We start from the raw sequence: 20,108 nt of genomic DNA, 5'->3' as shown, positions 1-20,108 counted from the left end.
CCGCATTTTATGTATTCCAAATGGAAGTCCGGAAAGAAATATCCACCAGAACAAGTCTGTCTGTCCACTGACTTTCATGATGGTGGATACCATCCCGAACCAGAATAGCATAAATGCCAGTGGCAATATTGATTTTTTAATTACATCTTCTATCATCATCTTTTCATTCCTTCTGTCCAACTTCGCATATCATATTATTGTTTTTCTGCCCATGATGCCAGGAGCATAAATATCACTTCTTTCATCTGAGCTTTAGAATATGACTCAGGAAAATACTGTTTCAGCTTTTTCGCCGGAATCTGTACCTGTACTTTCTCAGTACTTTCATTCATACAGATCTGGTCAATCTCTGAATACGTCAACATCTGCTCTTTTGAAATCTGCTTCAATTCCTTTGCCTGCTTCATGGATGGTACCATATTGTGATTACTCATATACTGAAGCAATATCTGTTGTTCTTCACTTCTCAAATATGAAACTTCAACAGCTGTATTAAAGGGAAGCTTCTTCTCGTCTGCCAGTTCTAAAAGCTCTGTGATTAACTCTGTCAGATGAATATATCGAAGAATCTGTCTGGAACTATCTCCTGTATTCTGACTGACTTCTTCCGCCGCCAACTTCTTGCCAACTTGGCAAGAAGTTAAATCAGACCGTTTTCCCTGACGCTTTAACGCCTCATATTTCATTTTATAAGCGAATGCCTTTTCGCTGATCAGCATTTCTTCTCGTTGAATGTTGGAATCTACCATAATCACCGTCGCTTCATCATCCGTAAGATCTTTGATGATAACCGGCATTTTCTCTAATCCTGCAAGTTCACACGCTCGTTTTCGCCGATGGCCAGCTACCAGCTCATAACCACCGGACTCTCTCAACCGCACAATACCAGGAACCAACACGCCATATTGTGTAATGCTATCTGATAATTCTTCCATTTTCTTATCATCTTTTACTTGAAATGGGTGATTCGGAAATGGATGAAGGCTTCCTATTGCTATCTCGCTAATTCCATTGGTCGTCTCTTCGTTTGTTCCAAACAACGCATCAAGTGGCTGTAAGGAAATGGGAGTTGCTCTTTTTTTAGATGGCATCTTTCAGCACCTCCTCCGTCACTCTCCGATAAGCTTCTGTTGCTTTGCCTTTCGGCTCATAAGAGAAAATACTCTGTCCTTCTCTGACTGCTTCCTTCATTCTTACAGAAAATGGAATATAATTATCAAAAATATGAATCTGATTTCCATATGCATTTCTGAGAAGTTCCATATTATTTCTGGCATCATTCGTATGAGCATCTACCATCGTGAACAGAATCCCACCGACTTGTAACTTCGGATTGATCTGCTTACGAACCTTACCGATCGTTTTTAACAACTGCTGCAATCCTTTGATTGGCAGGTAGGACGCTTCAACTGGAATGAGGACTTCATCTGATGCAGCCAGCGCATTGATCGTAATCATTCCCAATGATGGCATACAATCAATAATGACTGCATCATATTGATCTTTGATACCATATAATATCTGTTTCAATACATATTCCCTGCTCATTGCATTTACCAACTGTACTTCTGTACCTGCCAGGCCAATATTAGAACAGATAATGTCTATTCCTTCTGCCTGATGTCTGATATAACAGTCGGAAGGAATATCTTCATCTTTCATTACTGCATCCATAAGAGCCGTAAGTGTTTCATTACTGTCATCACAATCTCGATATCCAAATCCTGCGGATACATCAGACTGTGGATCTGCATCTACGATTAACACTTTCATATTCTTTTGTGCCAATCCTACTGCTAAATTAGCTGTACATGCGGATTTTCTCGTTCCCCCTTTTGGGTTTACAATAGAAATAATTCATGGTCTACATTATCAAAGAACCCTCTGATATCTGCTTCCACCACATAATTCGTTTTACGATACTGAACTATTTCTATGATTTCCCTTACCGCCTGATGACAGCTTCTGTTTGGTCTGAACCCAAAACTTTCATTGTAAAACTTCGGCTCATAAATCTGTTCCAGTATCTGTGCGATTGCATTCTCCACCAGCTTATCCTCATAACTGTATATGCCAAGCGGCCTCATTTTTCCTTTCGTTTCTTTTGGAATATAGACTCTTCTTGTGGGATTTGGACGGTAACTGCCATTCTTCATTCTTTTCACAAGCTTCTCAAGGTTTTCCTCAAGGTTCTGTTCGTATTCCTCTTTTGTCACTTTATCAATTCCGCTTGCCTTATTCTTATCCATAGTTTTATGAATTGCCCTTAGACTGCTTACATTGATATATGACGCAAGATTCTGAACTTTCCTGTCGGTTACATTTGCTTTCGCAATGTTGTATTGTATTCCAAGCAACTCATTTACCATGATATCAGCTCTCCTTTGTCTGCATGATTCAGATTTACTTGAAGCTATAAAGTGTACGCCCCTTCCCTCCACTGTGATTAGCAGTTTCTTCAGTACTATGAGCGTATCGGACTTCCTGTTATCCCTTTGAATCTCTATCGCATTTCTTTGGTTTGATTTTCATACCTCTAAAAAGGAGATAACAGGATCTCAGCTGTTCTGTATTGTATATTTATCATCAACCTCGCCAAGCCCTCAGACTGGGGGATGCCCATGTATCCTTGCCCTATCGGCTACATAGATGTTGTCTGCTGTGAATAACAACACATCGACCATTTCCAACCTCATAATAATTTCCCAGCTCAATTACTTCACTTTCGTTTCGGCTCTGTTGCTCCCTGTCCTACGCTTAAATCTCACGTTACCGCTTCGACTCCAAGGACTCGGTACGGGCGGTTGGCTAAACCTTACCCGACAGGATTTTCCTGCTATATACAATCAGCTTACAAAAGCAAACAGAATTTCTTCCGCTCGCTAGTGGAAATCAGCTACGCTGATTTCACAGCTCGCACGATACCTTTATTATACCAGAAATACAGTTATTCCTAAAGGAAAACAAGGGCTGAAAAACGCTGAATTTATAAGGAAATCAGCCATTTTTCTGTGCAGGATTTTTACCGGAATCCAGATGTTTTTTACTCTGCTTTGAGTGCTTTGGGCTGGTCGATATCAATTCCTTACATCAGCCAGTCAAACTCCCGCCAGGAAAGATTCCGGACTTCTGACTGCTTCCTGGGCCATTGATATCCACCCCGGACAGATAACCGTTTATAGATCAGGACAAAGCCATCCGGTTCACGGAACAGAGCTTTGATCCTGTCCCGTCTTCTTCCACAGAACAGGAAGAGCGCACTGGATGTCGGATCCATCTTAAGCTGGTCTTCGATAATGGCACAGAGACCATCGATCGATTTGCGCATGTCCGTATAGCCGCAGACAATGTAGATCTTTTCAAGGGCGGAGATATCACCTAACATGAGGTCTCCCGGATCAGGCGGAATGTCTTGGTGAGCAGGATAGGATCGGCATCATTGCTGATGCGGATTGTCACATCATTCATGGACACTTCAATCGTATGTGAATTGTCAAGGTTCGTTTGGTGCATCTGCGATGCTGTATGCTGTTCCGGAAGGTGATCCGAAACAATGTCAATGGGAACCACGTCCTGCTTTGAACGCGGGATCTCACAATGACCATAATTCGGTGCTGGGATCTGATCCGCTGCTGCTTTCCTGCAGCGTCTGACCCAGTTATAAAAAGTGCTTACTGCGATGTCGTTTTCACGGCACCAGTCAGCATCTGTCATGCCGCTTTGGCGTCATTCATTGATAAGCTTGATCTGTTCCGCCATCGGAACACGGGCTTTGCGTGTAGCTGTCATAACCTATCCTCCGTAATTGTAGTGAAATAGTCTAACTATCTTTCATTTACAATTATAGAGGAATCCAGGAGATTAGAAAATCCGCAGGAATATTTGGCGCTTACGGCTCAAAAATGTCCTTACACATATTCAAAAGATGAAGGGCATAAATACAGGTTCTTGATAAAAATTTTTTTATTTTTTCCTGTCCAAAATACCCTTACATAAAACGAAACGCTGAGAGGCATTTTTACGGCCCCCTAATGAAATTTTTTTAATTTTTTTGGTTAATTGAATATTTGAAAACAAAAAAACACTCACCTATTCCAGGTGAATGCCTTATCAAAATTTCCTTATTTTGTTGTCTATGACGCTTATTCAGATATGCCTGTATATCTGCTAAAATGTAATTGCTAGCAATTATATTTTCACGTGGGTATGGGGACGTAATCCCCATCAAGTCTGCCACTCATAAGTAATACAAAATTGTCAAAATGACAATACTGTTTTACACGGGTTGATCTTGCTCTGGTTGTAACGTATGAATTTATACAATAATAGGCCCAAATGGGCACTTTCACCATTCGAGCCTATATATTATATGTCTTTTGGATAAGAGCTTAAAAAGTAGCTGTCTATACAGTATGTTTTTATCGTAGAATTAATTTTATTGAAACCACAAACAATTCATTATTTCTATGTCTTCTTATATACACAATAATTTGCTTGTTCTTCCGAAATTATCTAAATAACTCAAACTTCGCACTTGAATAAGTTCGTATGTGCCTTGAAAATTCAATAATTCCTGGAATAAAAATAGCATGAATACCATCTGGTTTGGTATAATTGAGTTGTTCAAAAACAATTAAAAACCGGAGGCTCATGCTATGAATAAAAGTATAACACAAGACACTCAGAATGATAACCAAATTTCTAAAACTATTCGAAGATTTTTTACCAGATTTCATGTTTCTTCTGCACTAAAAGCAGTGAATGCTTATAAAAGAAAGGGCATTCCTGTTGTGGAAATATTTCAATATCTGTTCCTGTTGGTTTTTTTCAATAGAAGCATGTATATGAATCTTCTTTCTGGAAGAAATACACCTTCTTTTGCTAAGGATGCGGTTTACCGTTTTATGAAAATGACTCAGCAGAAATTTAATTTATTCTATACTATGTTATCTCTTCCAACCATTTTTTATGCAAACTCGCAACTGACTGCATCAAATAATCTGGCCCATAGGGACAGCATTCTGCTTCTTCTTTCGTCGCCTCTCCAGTTAAAACTATTGCAGTTTCCACCTTCGCATTGTGTCCACAAAGCATATCTGTATATAAGCGATCTCCCACAACTAATGTCTCTTCTTTTCTATAGTTATTTCGACTTATTGCCAATTCAACCATATCTGGTTCTGGTTTTCCAATAAAATGGGGCATTCTTTTTATTGCGTGATTAAGCATCTCACAAATTGCTCCACAATCAGGCACATATCCAAATTCAATCGGACATACATAATCTGGATTTGTCGCAAGATAGTCCACTTTCTTCGTACTAAGCAACCTGCATGTATCAGATATTTTTTCATAAGTTAGCTGATTATCATATGAAATTAAAACACAACTAATCTCTTCATCCTCACCATCTGTCGTAACACGAATTTTATTTTTCTTTAGTTCTCGAATAAATGATTTTGTCCCCATAACATAAATCAATTCTCCTGGATGATATTTTTTCAGATAGTATACTGTTGCATAAGATGCTGTCAGGAAATTACTGTGATTTGTCATAATTCCAAGTTGTTGAAAAAAAAGAATATAATCATCAATACTGCGAGTTGCGTTATTGGTAATAAATATATATTTTCCACCATTTTTTTCAATATCACTCAAAAATTCTTTTGTACCTCCAATCAACTGATTTCCTTTACAAATAGTTCCATCTATATCTAACAGAAATAATTTTTTATCTCCAAGCATCTACCCTCTCTCACTTTCTTCTCGTATCATTCGCGCTTTATCCGGATAATTAGTAATAATCGCCGTAATTCCTGAATCTATTAACATCTTCATGTCCGATTCCTGATTCACCGTCCACACGCGCACTTTTAATCCGCTCTGCAGATATTCTTTCAAAAAATGGGCCATCTTTACATGATAAACTGCGGGATGTAAACCATTAACCCCTTCATTTTTTGCATACTTATCAATCTGCAGAATCACGTCACTATATAGATAGGCCGTTTCTGCCTGAGATACAATTTCTTTAATTTTCCTAATACTGTAATGATTAAAGGATGAATATATCACTAGATCTTCCATTTTAGTTTTCTTCACAAGATCCACTGTCTTTTCTTCAATTTCAGGATACCAATATATGCCTGTTTTCAATTCTATATTTACGGTCAAGTTTTCTTTTTTTGCATATACCAGCACTTCTTCCAAAGTCGGTATTTTAGAATGCTCATATTCCTGATATTTTCCTTTCATTATTGTAAAGTTTTTCAACTCTTCTAACGTATAATCCTTGACATATCCATGACCATTTGTTACACGATCAATTGTTTCATCATGAATAACTACCGGAATTCCATCTTTTGACAGTTGGATATCCAACTCTATTCCTTCTGCTCCTTGTTTAACTGCAAGTTTGAACGCATCCATCGTATTTTCTGGAGCATATCCACTTGCTCCTCTATGTGCAAATATCTCTGTCATTTGTTTTCCTCTTTTCTTAATATAATCCATCATTATCAATAGTAATGGAAGAATCAGGGACTTTTCTTTGTCCCTGATCCTCTGTCTATCATTTATTCGATTGTAATTACAGTCTCACTTCTTCGCAGATATTAGTTATTTACTGTATTATAATCATCAATAGATTTATTAATTGTATCAGCCATATTTGTTACGGCTTCATCAACGCTTTCTTTTCCATTAAGCATGCTCTCAATCTCAGATTCTACAGTTGCTCTTGCCTCTGGGAAAACACTTAATAATGCCCCACAGTATTCTGGTGAAGAATCATGTAACTGATCAATTGCTGTCTGAAACTGTGGATACTGTGCAATATTATCTTTGAAGGTCTGCTCTTCATGTGCTGCTGTTGTAACTGGGAAATATCCGGTCTGTGCATTCCAGTAAGCCTGTGATTCTGGTGAAATCAAGAATTTTACAAATTCCCATGTTGCACGAAGTTTCTTTGGATCCTGATTATTCAAAGCCCACAGAGAGGCACCACCTATAGATACTCCACCTTCATCGCTCTCTTTGATTTTCGGGAAATATGCTGTTCCAACTTCAAATTTACCATTAACATCCTGAAGGATCTGTTTCAGTGATGCTGTTGAACCAAGAGTGATTGCTGATTTTCCTGCTGAGAAATCTGCCAATCCTGCGTCTCCACCTTTTCCAACAATTGGTGCATATCCTTCTTGATTAAGGGTCTGCCATTCTGTCAAAATATTTTTTGCAGCTTCGTTTTTATCAAAATCAACGGCTGTTGCGACATCGTCACGTCCATTTCCATTGTTTGCATAATCCAGTCCTTGCTTTCCAACAAACTGTTCAAAAAACCAGCCATAAATACCAAGAGACATTACTTCACTTGCACCACCCTGATTCATCAGCTGATCGCCAATCTTTGAAATGCCTTCCAAACTATCTGGAACTTCTGTGATTCCAGCCTGCGCAAACATATCCTTATTGTAGTACATGATTGGTGTTGATGAGTTGAACGGCATAGAATAAAGCTTATCATCAATTGTATAGTAAGCTGCAAGATTCGGTTCAATCTGTGACACATCATAATTATCTGCATCTACCATTTCCTGCATTGGAACAACCCAACCAGACTCAATCATAAATCTGGTTCCGATTTCATATACCTGTACCAAATCTGCACCCATGTTTCCAATCTGCGCACTTTTCAGTTTGTTTAAGGAATCATCATATTCCCCCTGATACTGTGCTTTTACTGTAATACCATATTCATTTTCTTCATTAAATTTATTTACCAGTGTGTCAATTGCCTGTCCGTTAACGCCACCCATAGAATGCCAGAATGTAATTGTTGTTCCGTCAACATCATCTGCCGCTGCCATTTCTACCTTTTCATCCGTAGAAGTATCACCGGTCTGGCTTACTGACGTTTTTCCATTTCCACATCCGGACAAAACGCCCATTACCATTGTTGCTGTAAGTAATAATGATACTAGTTTCTTCTTCATTTCTACTCTCCTATTTTTTGTTTTTTTGTAGTTACACTTATTTATAGATTCGGAAATGATTCTTTCTATTACACATTTCCGCTCCTACCATAATATTGTTATCCCTTTACCGCTCCAGAAAACATTCCGCGAATCAGCTGTTTTTGTCCGACGATAAAAATTGAAATAGACGGGATAATAATCATAACAACACCTGCAATCATTAATGTTATTGACTGGGAATCGATGCTGTCCAGCATACTAATACCAATCTGAACTGTTCGCATATTGTTTGATCCTGTAACAAGTAATGGCCACATATACATATTCCATGCATTAATAAACGTATATACTGCCATCGCTCCTATTGCCGACTTAGTCAGTGGCATTAATATTTTTACAATAAACTTAAGGTTTGTACATCCATCTAATTTTGCAGACTCATACAATGATTTTGGGAATGTCATATAAAACTGACGGAATAAGAAAATCCCCATTGCGGATGTTAAATATGGAATAATCAGAACCGGATAGGTATCTAACATTCCAAGGTTTGCCACCGTCAAATAGTTTGAAATAATCGTTGCTTCTCCAGGTACCATCATGGTTGCCATAACTATTGCGAATAGAATCCCTTTTCCTTTAAATTCCAAAAACGAAAAGGAAAATGCAGCCAAAGAACAAGAAATTATCTGCCCTACAGTTATAAAACCTGCCATTATAAACGAGTTTACAATAAAACGCAATAACGGAACTGTTCTCAATGCATCAATAAAATTCTGAACTGTTGGATGCTTTGGTACAATATTCAATTCTGTTGTAAACAACTCATTTGATGGCATAAATGCAATACTAATTGCATACAAAAGCGGAAGTAAAATAACTACTGCAAATACAATATTTGCTACGACACGCAAAACTGTTTTACTCCTTCTTTTTGCAAGCGCTTTTGTATTCATCTTATTTTTTAATTCAAATAATTCTTCTGTTGTCATACGGCCTTCCACTGGAATTGCCATACTATCAATCTGATTCATTAGTAATTTACCCCTTTTCTTTCCATTCGGAACATTACAAGTGTTACAAGCATTATAATGATAAACAAAATAACTGACTGAGCAGAGGCACTTCCAAAACGATAATTAAAAAACGCATCTCTATAAATTGAATAGACAATTACGTTTGTCGATTCATTTGGTCCTCCTTCTGTCAAAATTTTGATCTGCCCAAATGACTGGAATGCCTGAATGATATTAACAACCACTGTATAAAACATGATCGGTGACAATCCTGGGAGTGTCAGATGAAAAAATTGTTGCACTCCACTTGCTCCATCTACAGAAGCTCTCTCATAGATTGTCTCATCAATATTCCCCAAACCAGCTGAAAAGTAAAGAAAATTTATTCCACTGTTAAGCCAAGCCGTCAGAATCGCAACACAATACAACGCTGTACGTGGGTCATTCAACCAATTAATATCTAATCCGAGAAGCTTATTCACAATACCTACCGTAGGGTGAAGCATAATTTGAAAAATCATAGCTGCTGAACTAGATGCAATTGCCATAGGAAGCGCATATGCAGTACTAAACACACGAATTCCTGGAAATGCTTTATTACACAACACTGCAGCTACTAAACCTAGTAACATTCCACCAACTACAACAATCAAAACAAAAACAACTGTTACTTTTAAACTGTTCTGAAATGATTTTGAATTAAGTAAATCAATGTAATTCTGAAGTCCTACAAATAATTTTGCCTGTCCCATCTTATTCGTCATAAATAAGCTTAAATAAATAGTCTTAAAAAAAGGATAGAATAAAAAAACTGCAAATATCAGCATACTAGGCACCAGATAGCAATATGGTGCAAATTCAATTTTTTTTCCTGACTTCATTTTTAATTCCTTTCCCTATATAAAATATTTCTATCTGTTTCAATATCAAAGATATGAATCTGGTCTGTATCAAAAAACAACTGTATCTTTTCTCCAATGCGAGTCTTGTTTTCAGGACCTAATTTCACTGCATGTGTTCTGTTTTGCTCCTCAAAATATAGCATTACCTCAGCCCCAAGCATTTCACGGGTCACTATCTCTTCTTCAATTCCTACACTGTTCAAATCGATTTTTCTTTTTTTTGCTTCCTCATATTCATAAACATCTTCCGGACGAATCCCAAGAATCACTCTTTTTCCCATATATTTTTCTCGAATAAGCTGTGCATCATGATTATTCGGATAAATCTTTTTGATTGCATTATTAATTGCAAAAATCAAAACAACTTTCCCTGCTTCTTCCTCAACATCACATGCAATAAAGTTCATTGAAGGTGAACCAACAAAACCTGCAACAAATTTATTAATAGGATTACTATAAATATTCTGTGGTGTATCCACTTGCTGAATTTCGCCGTCTTTCATAACCACAATTTTAGTTCCGAGAGTCATAGCTTCTGTCTGATCATGCGTTACATAGATAATTGTTGTATCTAATTGATTATGTATTTTCTTTAGCTCCACTCTCATTTGGGCTCTTAACTTTGCGTCCAGATTTGATAATGGTTCATCCATCAAAAATACTTTTGGTTTTCTTATAATTGCTGCTCCAATAGCAACTCTTTGTTTCTGTCCTCCTGACAATGCTACAGGTTTTCTCTTCAAAAGCGGTTCAATTTCTAATATTTTTGCAACTTCCTTTACCCTTTTATCAATCTCCTTCTTCGGCACTTTTCTTATTTTCAAAGAATATGCTATATTTTCATAAACCGTCATATTAGGATATAGTGCATAATTCTGAAATACCATAGACATGTCTCTTTCCCTTGGTTCCAGATAATTACACAGCTTTCCATCTATCCACAATTCACCATCTGTAATTTCTTCCAAGCCTGCAATCAACCTTAGTGTTGTTGATTTTCCGCACCCTGAAGGTCCAACAAATATTACAAATTCTTTATCATGAATATCCAAGTTAAAATTCTTAACCCCATAATGTGCTGAATCAAATTGCTTACAGACATTTCTTAATACCATTTCTGCCATTATTTTCCTCCTTCGCAGTTAGAAACACTGTTTTCTTTTTTAGTTCATCAATGTCCGATAGTTATCTTATTAGATTTCAGGTCTATCTCTCTATCTTGTTTCTGTGAAATATATGTTAAATAAATGTAATCTACGCTTTCCTTTCCAACCCGCTGTTCCACACGCTGGATGCGGTTTCCGGCATATTCCACCGGGGATTCCTCTCCCGTTTCTCTTCCCATCTTATCTGCCACAATACTGGACTATTCTTTCGTTTCCAGCATAGCAGAACGCACCAGTTCCTTTGGAAGACGGGAGGCTGGATTTCGGGTCTTCGGACTTTGATCCCGCACTTTTTCTTTGATATCTTTCAATCACACACCTCCCATCTTCTATAACTTTCTAGAGCGTGTTTGAAAATTAAAAAGTGTACAAAATATTTGTTTATAGCCCTTCTTTCATGATAAAATAAAGAAAAAGGGGCTGATATTATGTCAAGACGTTATGAACTAACAGATCAGGAATCAACGGACTACATATTGGGTTTGTCCACTTTGAGTGTCCGTAAAAGCTATGATATTTCTGAATTAGGATTGTCCGAGGGAGCTGTGAGAGGGTTTGTGACAGGTACAGTCGATGTGCAAATCCTCAACCGTCTGTTGGAACACAGGAACTTCCCGAAACTGATGGATTTGATACGGATTTATTTTCAAGACACAGCGACAAAGGGTATCATGGCAAGAAACCAGCTAATTGAACTGGCAACAGCTTCCCTGTCCGATCTGATGAAAGAACACCCGGAACATCGGGCAGAAGCAAGACAGGATTTGCAACTTCTGAACGCACAGAAGATGGGAGAACATGAAGCGGAGATTGAAAAAATCAAGAATGTATTTCTTGCTATCCTGCGAGATATTAAGAAAGATATGGACAACGGAGAACAGCCGGGAGAAGCTGTGACCGCCGATATGTTCCAAACCATGCAGGAAACCATGAAAGACCACCAGCAGGAGCCGCTTTCTATGGACGATGTAACTGCTATGATTGCCGGACAGATTGGGCAGCTTCTTCCGATGGACGAGGAAACCGCCAAGCAGTTTCAAACACTTGATATGATACCCTCAAGTAGGACACTAAAATATAAAAAAACCTACTTGGGGGTATTTTATGTCCAGAAAAAGTAAAATTGATGCACTGAAGAAAGTAAAAATTGTAGAGCAGTATCTGAATGGAGAAATTAGTCAAAAAGGTGCTGCCAAAGTATGCGGTGTGAACAAACGGAGTGTCCAGGACTGGATCCGGATCTATAAGACAGAAGGTCCGCAAGGATTATTAACACCGAAAACGAACAAGAAATATCCAAAAGACTTGAAGTTGAAGGCTGTACAATCCTATCTTTCTGGGGAAGGTTCTTTGGATGAAATATGTGCAAGATTTGGAATCCGGCAGCATGTTCAGCTTATGAGTTGGATTAAGGTGTATAATGAAGGTAAGGAATTAAAAGAACTTACCGGAGGTAGCACCATGAAGAAAGCCAGAAAAACAACATTGGAAGCACGGATTGCCGTAGTAAAAGACTGCCTTTCACATAATCGGAATTACGGGGCAATGGCTCTGAAATATAATTGTTCTTATCAGCAGGTACGAAATTGGGTAAACCGCTACGAAAAGATGGGGAGTGCAGGACTGGAGGACCGACGGGGAAAGTGTGCCGGATCTCAACCAATCCGTACACCGGAAGAAGAACTGCGGGATCGCATAGCAGAACTGGAACGAAAGAACAAAGATCTACAAATGGAGAATGACCTGTTAAAAAAAGTAAGGGAATTAGAAAGGGGGCATCGTTTTCTCTAATACATAAATCATGTGAATATCAGGCCGTCAGGGAACTGGCTGAAACAAAAGGATATCCGGTCAGACAAATGTGTCGCTGCCTTGGGATCAGACGTTCTGCCTATTACCATTGGCTGAGGTATCCGAAGAGTGAAAGAGAGCGCAAAAATGAACAGATTGTAGATTTGATCAAAGAGATTCATCACCTCCATCCAGATATGGGATACCGACGGATCCGTGATGAACTGGCTGTAAATTATGAAATGCCCTTTAATGATAAACGGATTCTGCGGATTTGTCGTAAGATAATATCACTTATTTCAGGATTAACATTTTCCTTATACAGAATACTCTCTAATGCCTTACGTTGTCTGTCAAGAGCAATCTCCGCCATTCTCATACTGATAGAGATTTCACCAGAAGAATCAATATTAGAATAATCAACTTGTGGGGTCATGTCGATTATCATTCGCCCGTCCGAAAACTCTCTCATGTGTCCAACATCAATATAATGATGAGTTTTCTTTTTTGTTGTCATTTGAAGCATGTCATCAGAAGTATAATTCAACTCATAGGCTTTATCTGTATTAATCTGAATTTCTAGCGAAGCATCCTCTTCGTTAATTTTTAAGTTGTGATATGTTAATATAGATTTTTCCTGATTTATCTTTTTCTTTTCTAATCTAACTCTAGAATATTCTTCCATTTTCCTGTTATATCCTTCTAATGCATATCTTCATCACGATGACTAATATAATCTGCTTCGTGATCCAATACCTCTTCACTTAATATCTGCGCATTAATCTCTGCCTTGTAATGAATTCTTACACCACCTCCAATTTGTACACCATAGGGAATCTCATACGCTATTTCTTTTTGTGTAATCAATCTGTCTGGTTGAACAAATGCAATGCTAATTACTGTAAAACGTTTATCATCTCTCTGATCAATTTTTAAATAAGAAATAAACCTCTGTCCATACAATTCATAGGTACCTTCGAACAATCCATCTTTATTCTTTGCAGGCCACATATAACACTTTCCCGCGTATTCTTCTTCAAGAGCTTTTAATGCCAATGTAGTTTCTTCCTTTTCGATTTAACCAAATGTTGCTAATCTCTTTGTGACATTATGTGTAAAGCCTAAACTAATATACCTTCTGACAGCAGTAGAAGGAGAATTATCATGAGTAAATATATACCAGGAAATCAGAAACACTTAACATTAAATGACCGCATTTACATCGAAAACGAATTAGCAAAAGGAACATCTTTTAAAGACATTGCTGCTTTTCTATGCAAAGATCCAACGACCATATCCAAAGAGGTCCGTGCTCACCGAATTTCAGATTGGTATCACAAAGGCACATTCTATAATTCAAAGAACTTTTGCATTCATCGTTACCACTGCAAGAAGACCAATGCTTTGTAGAAATGGATACAGTACATTCTTCAAGAGAATCAAACAAGACTCTCTTAACATTGTTTTTCACACAGGAAAAGTTGTTTCTTGCCTTTTTACTTAATCGTTGTACTAAGGGAGCGGTAAGACTTATATTTGATCGTTTAGAGAAATGATTAAGCACATATGAATTTCTCTCTGTTTTTGAAAATATATTGACCGATAGAGGTTCAGAATTCGAGGATTCTGAAAGTTTGGAAACAGGAATTCATGGTATCCAAAGAAGCAGTATCTATTATTGTGATCCCATGCGCAGTGGACAAAAAGGAGCCTTAGAACAAGCACATACAATGCTTCGTATGGTTTTGCCTAAAGGTACTTCTTTTGAGTTTTTGACGCAATGGGATGTGAATCTCATTGTAAATCATATCAATTCCACTCCACGAGAGAGTCTTGGTGGGAAAACGCCATATGAAGCTGCTTTAGAAACACTTGGAGAAGATATCTTAAAAGCATTTCAGCTTAAGCTGATTGCACCCGATGAAGTCAATCTGACGCCTAAGATGATACGCTTTAACCGTTAATAAAACTAATCGAAATCTGCTGTCAGACTGGATGTAAACTTTTCACATTTTTCGAATGTGGCTGGTGGAATTTAGTCTAGCACACCAAATTCCAGTAGCCCATTTAGCATGCCTTGAAATCTAGAAAATTTCGATGAGTTACATTAATTATAACAGAAAACGAGAGATTTCAAGCAAAAATCTCTCGTAATTTCGGCAAAATTTAAAACGTGATGGAATTTACTCTTGCACTGGAATTTACTTTTTCAAGTCAGCATATTAATCCATCTACATATCATATTCTAATCCACTAAAAGCGGGCATTTAAAAAGAACCAACCATCTGATATGTACCCAGAATTCTGAACACACACCTCTCACGATTGATTCTTAATTAGTTTGCAAATCCTCAAGAATTTTGATTATTCTGTTTTCTTTACGTCTTGACTACCGATCCGATCTTCCAAAGGTGTAAATAAGGTGTAAATTCTACGTTTCCATCCAAGAAGCCCAATAGAATCAAGGCTTTTGCCCCGTCCCTTAAACATTGCCATGACATAAAAATAAAATTTTTATCATATGATTTTCTCCTTGTGTTATTGAAAGATTGTGTAATTTGAACTCTCTATGTTCTCAATCACTTAATGATATATTTTGTTCCTCTGCCTTTTCCTTCAACTGCAATCACACCCTTTTTCTCCATAGCTTTCAGTAATTGTGTTGTTTTTGATTTGCCAAATGGGACATATGGTGCAATTTCACTTATTGGTTTCAGCATCGTCTTACTTAAAAATTTGTAAATCACTTTTTCGTCTTCGGTTAAATTGACATTCGTTTCAAATATCGGTAGTACAATTTTTATAGCATTTTCTGACACTTCAAATTCTGGTTTTATCAAACTCTCTGCATACAGTTGTTTGATTCGTGTAATTCCTGTTCCAAATCTCTCTACCAATCCCAGTCTGTAAAATACATTTGCAAGATTTCTATTTCTTAAAATAGATAGTTTACCTGATAAATATTCTTCTGCCGTTATTCCAGCCGGCAATCCACCAGGAGACACTACTTCTATTCTATCATCAAACATAAAAACTCTGATGTGTGAATTAATATCCCATACCCTATGAATCAAAGCATTTGCAATTGCTTCTCTGAAAGCTACTTCCGGTATTTTCTCTACCATCTTTCTGTCAGCCCCCTGTATTACTTCATATTGGTAATAATCTCTAAATACAGCAAGTGCTTTTTCATATATTTCTAAAACCGATATATGTTCAAACGTTACTCTTTTTTGAATAATACTGATATTCTCACCGAACTTAACAATATCAATTCCTGAAAAATGATTTTTATCTGCCAAAAGTCCCGCTGCATTATTATAACCATTTATATTGTCATACAGGTTCAATGTCTTTAAAGTATCTTGATTGAAAGTTTCAATGTAAATATTTTCTTTCAGTTTACACTGTAAAATTTTAAAAGATAGCTCCTGATCTTTACAAGGTAATTCTTCGAAGCTAATATTTTTTCCATCTAATACAAGCCTTGAAAATTCCAATGTATCTACCTCGTCTTTTACATTCGTACGAACGCTTATAAAGTGTATTATTAGTTCGTTTTATGTGTGTTTTATGATTGATTATCCGCACAATCCACTTCGTCCATAATGTTTTTGTAGCCAAAATGTAGCCACTATTTTTATTTACCTCAATACAACTATTAACATAAACAATGTTACAGCAGAAGATACAATAATTTCCCGTATCTTCTGCTGATGAATTATTATTTAAGCATCTATTTTCTCATTAGCATATTTCAGTAGTTCATTATCTAAACTGTCAATCTCTAAGTAAAAAATATCACTTTCAGATAGTGTTATATGCTCATAAATACAAGCAGTTTCCATATCCACACAATTCAATTTTATTTTACCGCCATCACACGTTTCTATATAACCAGTAAGCAATTCATCTGGTTTAGTACTGCTGGAAACCGTAACTATTTTATTATTTCTTACAGCATATAGTAATAAATCAGATAATGTTGGATGTTTCTTGAATGGATTAATTAAATCGCCATCTTCCATTTTTTCCCAGTATTCTAAATATAATTGCATTTTTCTTAAATACTGTGTATTTGATTTTACTTCACTAATATAGCTACTTTTTACAAAATGCAAACCATCATTTTTCCCTTGTTCGTCATAGGATCTAAAAAGAACGCTATCATTACTTTTCGATAACATTTTACCAACACTAAAATTTTCTTCACTGTCACTATAAATTTCTAATAATTCATCTTTTATTTTATATGTATCAAAATTCATGTCATCATCTCCCATAAATTTATATTAGTTCCTTGGCTTCCATCCCTTTTTGGGGTCTTTCTTTTTTTCCGTATTTCTTCCCGGACGAGGCTTTGTATGTTTATTATGGGTACTTTTTCTTTTATTTTTTGTATGTTCTTTAAAATAAGAAACGATTTTCTTATATGCCCAATTACCCGCTGTTATTGCAACACCACCAACAATGACTGCCCCTGTTGCTGCAATCAAAACTTCTCCTACTCCTGGAATAAAATATGCTCCTGCCGCTGCTCCTGCAATTGCCGCTGAACGTGTTTTAACACGTGGTTTTGGGGTATCTATTGGCTCTGCTGTATCTAATAATTCCTCGAATTCTTTCGGTGTATAATACACCCCGTTAATAGTGATCCCACTATCATCCACTTGTATACTAGCTGTTTGTGTTACATTTGATACAGTTTCTACATCCCCATTTTCAGCCGCCATAGCTGGAATTGTATTGGATAACATCAGAGATGATGCCAATACGCAACTCAATACTTTGTAAGATTTCTTCATGATTTTCCTCTCTTTCATAAGTTGTTCTTATGAAAATATTGTAATAAAGAAAAATAAATTTTCTTACTAAAAAAATCTAAAGAAATCTAAATTTCATATCACTGGAAAACGTAAAATTACTTTAAAAGTGTCCTTTGCATCTATAATTTCCAAATTGCCAGAATGCCTTTCCATAATAGCTTTTGAATTACGAAGTCCTATTTGAGTAGATAATTCATTGGTATTTTTCTTACAATTTTTTGTATTCTCAATAGATATTTCCAAATATTCTTTTGTTATCTGGTATTGTACTTTTATACATTGCTTCAAATCAGCATACTTATAAAGATTAGAAAAAATGTTCTCAAAAACACTATACACTAACTCAATATTGACGCTTAAAGTAGAAGTAATATCTTTAATATTGCGTACAACTGAAACCCCTTTTGCCTCTAAATCTAGCAAATTTTCTTCTACCATCTGTACTACTAATTCATTTGCATTTACTTTCTCAAAGGTAATATTATACGCCTGTGACTTTAACAAGAAATGTTCAAATAATTCTTTTGTTAAGCGCCTTAAATACATAGCTTTTGATAAAGCAATATTTAGGAATTCTAAAGACTGTTCATCATCTTTAATTTTTTCGGATACTAATTCTATATAGCTTATAACAGAAGTTAAAGGAGTCTTTATATCATGCGATAAGGTTGTAACTAAAGCAATATTGGAATTGTATGCTTCTTTCTCTTGTTCTATTTCTGAAATAATAGATTTACGCAACTCGTCAATCCCCTGTGCAACTTGATAAATTTCATCATTTCCTTTTAATGTGATCTTGGTATTCAAGTCTTCTGTCAATTTTTTGATTTCATTCGACATAATTGCAAGATAATTTATTTTCTTTTTGACACCGCATAAGAGAATAGCCAAAAACAAAAGAAAAGAAAAAATCAAAATAACATTCTTACAATAATTTTCTACCACAAAGTCATAACAAAAAATAACAGCTTTAATTTCCTTATCTTCAACTTTTAGTGGGTAAAAATCTATTTCAGAATAATTTTGGATTTTTTCAGTGGGAACTTCCGAATAATCTGTTATGCCATACAATGTGTCATATATAAGATTTCCTTTATAAAATAATTTTATATAAACATCATCTTTCCCAAAAATCCAGTCATCCACTAATGATAAGTCATCAAGAAAGATATTATTTTCCTGTATATATTCTTGCAATTCCTGTATATATTTCTTTTCTAAATATTGAATATGCTTTTCTGTATTATAATATTTTGAAATAGTATGTGCTGCTAAATTGCTTCCAATTTTATAAACACTAAAAGAAATCGCAAAAGCTATAAAACATAACAGTACTAACTCTTTTCTTAACGTTGTTCTTTTATTTCTCAATACAATACCCCCGTCCCCAAATATTTTTAATATACTTTGTTCCACGAGATGTATCGCCTAACTTTTTTCTTAAATTTCTAATATGAACCATAATTAACGCATTTACGGAATAATCATACCTTTCATTCCATATACTTTCATAAATGTTTTCTAAAGTAAAAATTTTATTTGGATTATTCACCAAAAGCATCAGCAACTTATATTCAATATTGGTTAACAGGATCTCTTCCTTTTCTTTAAATACCCGAGCTGTCTGTTTATCAATTTTTAGATCTTTTATATAAACATATTTTTCATCGCAATCTTGAGAATCATTTTGATAAATGCGATATCTTCTTATCAATGATGATACTCTTGCTAACAACTCAACTTTTGAAAAAGGTTTTTCAAGAAAGTCATCACCACCTACTGAGAGACTTATATGTTTATCGTCTTCTGTATTTTTTGCCGTCAAAAATAAAATTGGCATATAATATTTTTTCCGAATATCAATGCAAGTACTTACCCCATCCTTTTCAGGCATCATAATATCTAAAATCACCAAACTGTATGTTTCATCCAATATTGACAACGCATCATTAGCTGATGTTGCTCCTATTACCATATAATTTTCACTACTCAGTAAGTTTATTACCGCATTTCTAATTTCCTTATCATCATCAACAACCAAAATTTTGTATTTTTCCACCTCTAATCAATCCTTTCATATTATGGCTTGCACTATTGTACCAAATCGCTGGCGCGATGGCTAGCGTTACGTACAATAAGGTCGCCACTTTTTTTTCAAAAATAAAAGTAGCAGTTTTTTTGTATATGTTATATTGTTAAGTTACCACACTCAAACAATTACACACAAAAGAACTGCTATGCTTATGTTATCATGTTTTTTTATTCTTAACAATTACATATCTGATTTTTTTATTCGTCCGCCTCCCTTTAGGTGTTTGTTTTTACTTTTTTTATTACAAACATCATTTATTTTAGGAGGTTCATTATGGACAAATATTTTAATTCTTACAGAGAGATGATTTCTCTCCGTGGTCTTACCGACCATACAATC

20 protein-coding genes and 4 pseudogenes are annotated in these 20,108 nt (G+C 36.0%); 5 read left to right on the top strand and 19 right to left on the bottom strand.

Annotated elements, in window-relative coordinates; genetic code table 11:
• Window positions 1–194: 194 nt before the first annotated feature.
• The 5 genes from G593_RS0116785 to tnpA form a co-directional block, all read right to left on the bottom strand.
• Window positions 195–1,091 (bottom strand): ParB/RepB/Spo0J family partition protein, encoded by an 897-nt coding sequence (locus G593_RS0116785; RefSeq protein ID WP_029732434.1) that lies wholly within the window; start codon window positions 1,089–1,091, stop codon window positions 195–197.
• A complete protein-coding gene (locus G593_RS0116780) occupies window positions 1,081–1,857 on the bottom strand; it encodes a ParA family protein (RefSeq protein ID WP_029732433.1) in 777 nt (258 codons plus the stop codon). The genes G593_RS0116785 and G593_RS0116780 overlap by 11 nt, the downstream gene beginning before the upstream one ends.
• The gene (locus G593_RS0116775; RefSeq protein ID WP_044994720.1) at window positions 1,842–2,369 is read right to left on the bottom strand and encodes a reverse transcriptase domain-containing protein; all 528 of its coding nucleotides are present in this window, start codon (window positions 2,367–2,369) and stop codon (window positions 1,842–1,844) included. The genes G593_RS0116780 and G593_RS0116775 overlap by 16 nt, the downstream gene beginning before the upstream one ends.
• A 716-nt stretch (window positions 2,370–3,085) precedes the next feature.
• The gene (tnpB, locus tag G593_RS18860) at window positions 3,086–3,385 is read right to left on the bottom strand and encodes an IS66 family insertion sequence element accessory protein TnpB (protein ID WP_005342455.1); all 300 of its coding nucleotides are present in this window, start codon (window positions 3,383–3,385) and stop codon (window positions 3,086–3,088) included.
• The gene (gene tnpA / locus G593_RS0116765) at window positions 3,379–3,714 is read right to left on the bottom strand and encodes an IS66 family insertion sequence element accessory protein TnpA (RefSeq protein ID WP_005342456.1); all 336 of its coding nucleotides are present in this window, start codon (window positions 3,712–3,714) and stop codon (window positions 3,379–3,381) included. Before tnpA ends, tnpB begins: the two co-directional genes overlap by 7 nt.
• A 941-nt stretch (window positions 3,715–4,655) precedes the next feature.
• On the opposite strand from tnpA, the pseudogene G593_RS21815 reads away from it, so the two are divergent.
• Window positions 4,656–4,952 (top strand): annotated as a pseudogene (locus G593_RS21815) (IS4 family transposase); the annotation flags it as partial.
• On the opposite strand, the gene G593_RS0116760 reads toward G593_RS21815, so the two are convergent.
• From G593_RS0116760 to G593_RS21810, 7 genes and pseudogenes are all read right to left on the bottom strand, one after another.
• On the bottom strand, window positions 4,942–5,745 hold the full coding sequence (locus G593_RS0116760; protein ID WP_005342458.1) for an HAD-IIA family hydrolase: 804 nt from the start codon (window positions 5,743–5,745) through the stop codon (window positions 4,942–4,944). The pseudogene G593_RS21815 and the gene G593_RS0116760 sit on opposite strands and share 11 nt — an antisense overlap.
• A complete protein-coding gene (locus G593_RS0116755) occupies window positions 5,746–6,483 on the bottom strand; it encodes a glycerophosphodiester phosphodiesterase (RefSeq protein WP_005342461.1) in 738 nt (245 codons plus the stop codon).
• Window positions 6,484–6,614: 131 nt separating this feature from the next.
• Complete coding sequence (locus G593_RS0116750; protein ID WP_029732431.1) at window positions 6,615–7,994, bottom strand: ABC transporter substrate-binding protein; 1,380 nt, start codon at window positions 7,992–7,994, stop codon at window positions 6,615–6,617.
• 98 nt (window positions 7,995–8,092) lie between these two features.
• Window positions 8,093–9,010 (bottom strand): carbohydrate ABC transporter permease, encoded by a 918-nt coding sequence (locus G593_RS0116745; protein ID WP_005342464.1) that lies wholly within the window; start codon window positions 9,008–9,010, stop codon window positions 8,093–8,095.
• Window positions 9,010–9,873: a carbohydrate ABC transporter permease gene (locus G593_RS0116740; protein WP_004074538.1), complete on the bottom strand. Its 864-nt coding sequence runs from the start codon at window positions 9,871–9,873 to the stop codon at window positions 9,010–9,012. The genes G593_RS0116745 and G593_RS0116740 overlap by 1 nt, the downstream gene beginning before the upstream one ends.
• 2 nt (window positions 9,874–9,875) lie before the next feature.
• Window positions 9,876–11,018: an ABC transporter ATP-binding protein gene (locus G593_RS0116735; protein WP_029732430.1), complete on the bottom strand. Its 1,143-nt coding sequence runs from the start codon at window positions 11,016–11,018 to the stop codon at window positions 9,876–9,878.
• A gap of 119 nt (window positions 11,019–11,137) precedes the next feature.
• A pseudogene (locus G593_RS21810) lies at window positions 11,138–11,371 on the bottom strand (lytic transglycosylase); the annotation flags it as partial.
• A 117-nt stretch (window positions 11,372–11,488) separates the two neighbouring features.
• Here G593_RS21810 and G593_RS0116720 point away from each other — a divergent pair.
• The 3 genes and pseudogenes from G593_RS0116720 to G593_RS21805 form a co-directional block, all read left to right on the top strand.
• Window positions 11,489–12,181: a hypothetical protein gene (locus G593_RS0116720; protein ID WP_029732429.1), complete on the top strand. Its 693-nt coding sequence runs from the start codon at window positions 11,489–11,491 to the stop codon at window positions 12,179–12,181.
• A complete protein-coding gene (locus G593_RS0116715) occupies window positions 12,165–12,851 on the top strand; it encodes a helix-turn-helix domain-containing protein (protein WP_029732428.1) in 687 nt (228 codons plus the stop codon). The genes G593_RS0116720 and G593_RS0116715 overlap by 17 nt, the downstream gene beginning before the upstream one ends.
• 68 nt (window positions 12,852–12,919) lie before the next feature.
• Window positions 12,920–13,075, top strand: a pseudogene (locus G593_RS21805) (hypothetical protein); the annotation flags it as partial.
• Between the two features lie 11 nt (window positions 13,076–13,086).
• On the opposite strand, the gene G593_RS21025 reads toward G593_RS21805, so the two are convergent.
• Together G593_RS21025 and G593_RS0116705 are read right to left on the bottom strand one after the other, a co-directional pair.
• A complete protein-coding gene (locus G593_RS21025) occupies window positions 13,087–13,536 on the bottom strand; it encodes a hypothetical protein (RefSeq protein ID WP_029732427.1) in 450 nt (149 codons plus the stop codon).
• 17 nt (window positions 13,537–13,553) lie between these two features.
• A complete protein-coding gene (locus G593_RS0116705) occupies window positions 13,554–13,907 on the bottom strand; it encodes a hypothetical protein (protein ID WP_005342472.1) in 354 nt (117 codons plus the stop codon).
• Window positions 13,908–14,015: 108 nt separating this feature from the next.
• On the opposite strand from G593_RS0116705, the pseudogene G593_RS21620 reads away from it, so the two are divergent.
• Window positions 14,016–14,815: pseudogene (locus tag G593_RS21620) on the top strand (transposase).
• A gap of 615 nt (window positions 14,816–15,430) precedes the next feature.
• Here the strand turns inward: G593_RS21620 and G593_RS0116685 are convergent.
• From G593_RS0116685 to G593_RS0116665, 5 genes are all read right to left on the bottom strand, one after another.
• On the bottom strand, window positions 15,431–16,351 hold the full coding sequence (locus G593_RS0116685; protein ID WP_242827126.1) for an ATP-binding protein: 921 nt from the start codon (window positions 16,349–16,351) through the stop codon (window positions 15,431–15,433).
• A 228-nt stretch (window positions 16,352–16,579) separates the two neighbouring features.
• Window positions 16,580–17,119: a hypothetical protein gene (locus tag G593_RS0116680; RefSeq protein WP_029732424.1), complete on the bottom strand. Its 540-nt coding sequence runs from the start codon at window positions 17,117–17,119 to the stop codon at window positions 16,580–16,582.
• A gap of 24 nt (window positions 17,120–17,143) precedes the next feature.
• The gene (locus G593_RS18855) at window positions 17,144–17,656 is read right to left on the bottom strand and encodes a hypothetical protein (RefSeq protein ID WP_049946511.1); all 513 of its coding nucleotides are present in this window, start codon (window positions 17,654–17,656) and stop codon (window positions 17,144–17,146) included.
• A gap of 93 nt (window positions 17,657–17,749) precedes the next feature.
• Window positions 17,750–19,093 (bottom strand): sensor histidine kinase, encoded by a 1,344-nt coding sequence (locus G593_RS0116670; RefSeq protein ID WP_155961863.1) that lies wholly within the window; start codon window positions 19,091–19,093, stop codon window positions 17,750–17,752.
• The gene (locus G593_RS0116665; RefSeq protein WP_029732421.1) at window positions 19,038–19,736 is read right to left on the bottom strand and encodes a response regulator transcription factor; all 699 of its coding nucleotides are present in this window, start codon (window positions 19,734–19,736) and stop codon (window positions 19,038–19,040) included. Before G593_RS0116665 ends, G593_RS0116670 begins: the two co-directional genes overlap by 56 nt.
• Between the last annotated feature and the right edge of the window lie 372 nt (window positions 19,737–20,108).

This window comes from Dorea sp. AGR2135 (assembly GCF_000420885.1).
In the GTDB taxonomy this organism is placed as follows: domain Bacteria; phylum Bacillota; class Clostridia; order Lachnospirales; family Lachnospiraceae; genus Dorea; species Dorea formicigenerans.
The sequence above is the reverse complement of the archived record's forward strand: the minus strand, read 5'-3'. Positions and strand labels throughout refer to the sequence as shown.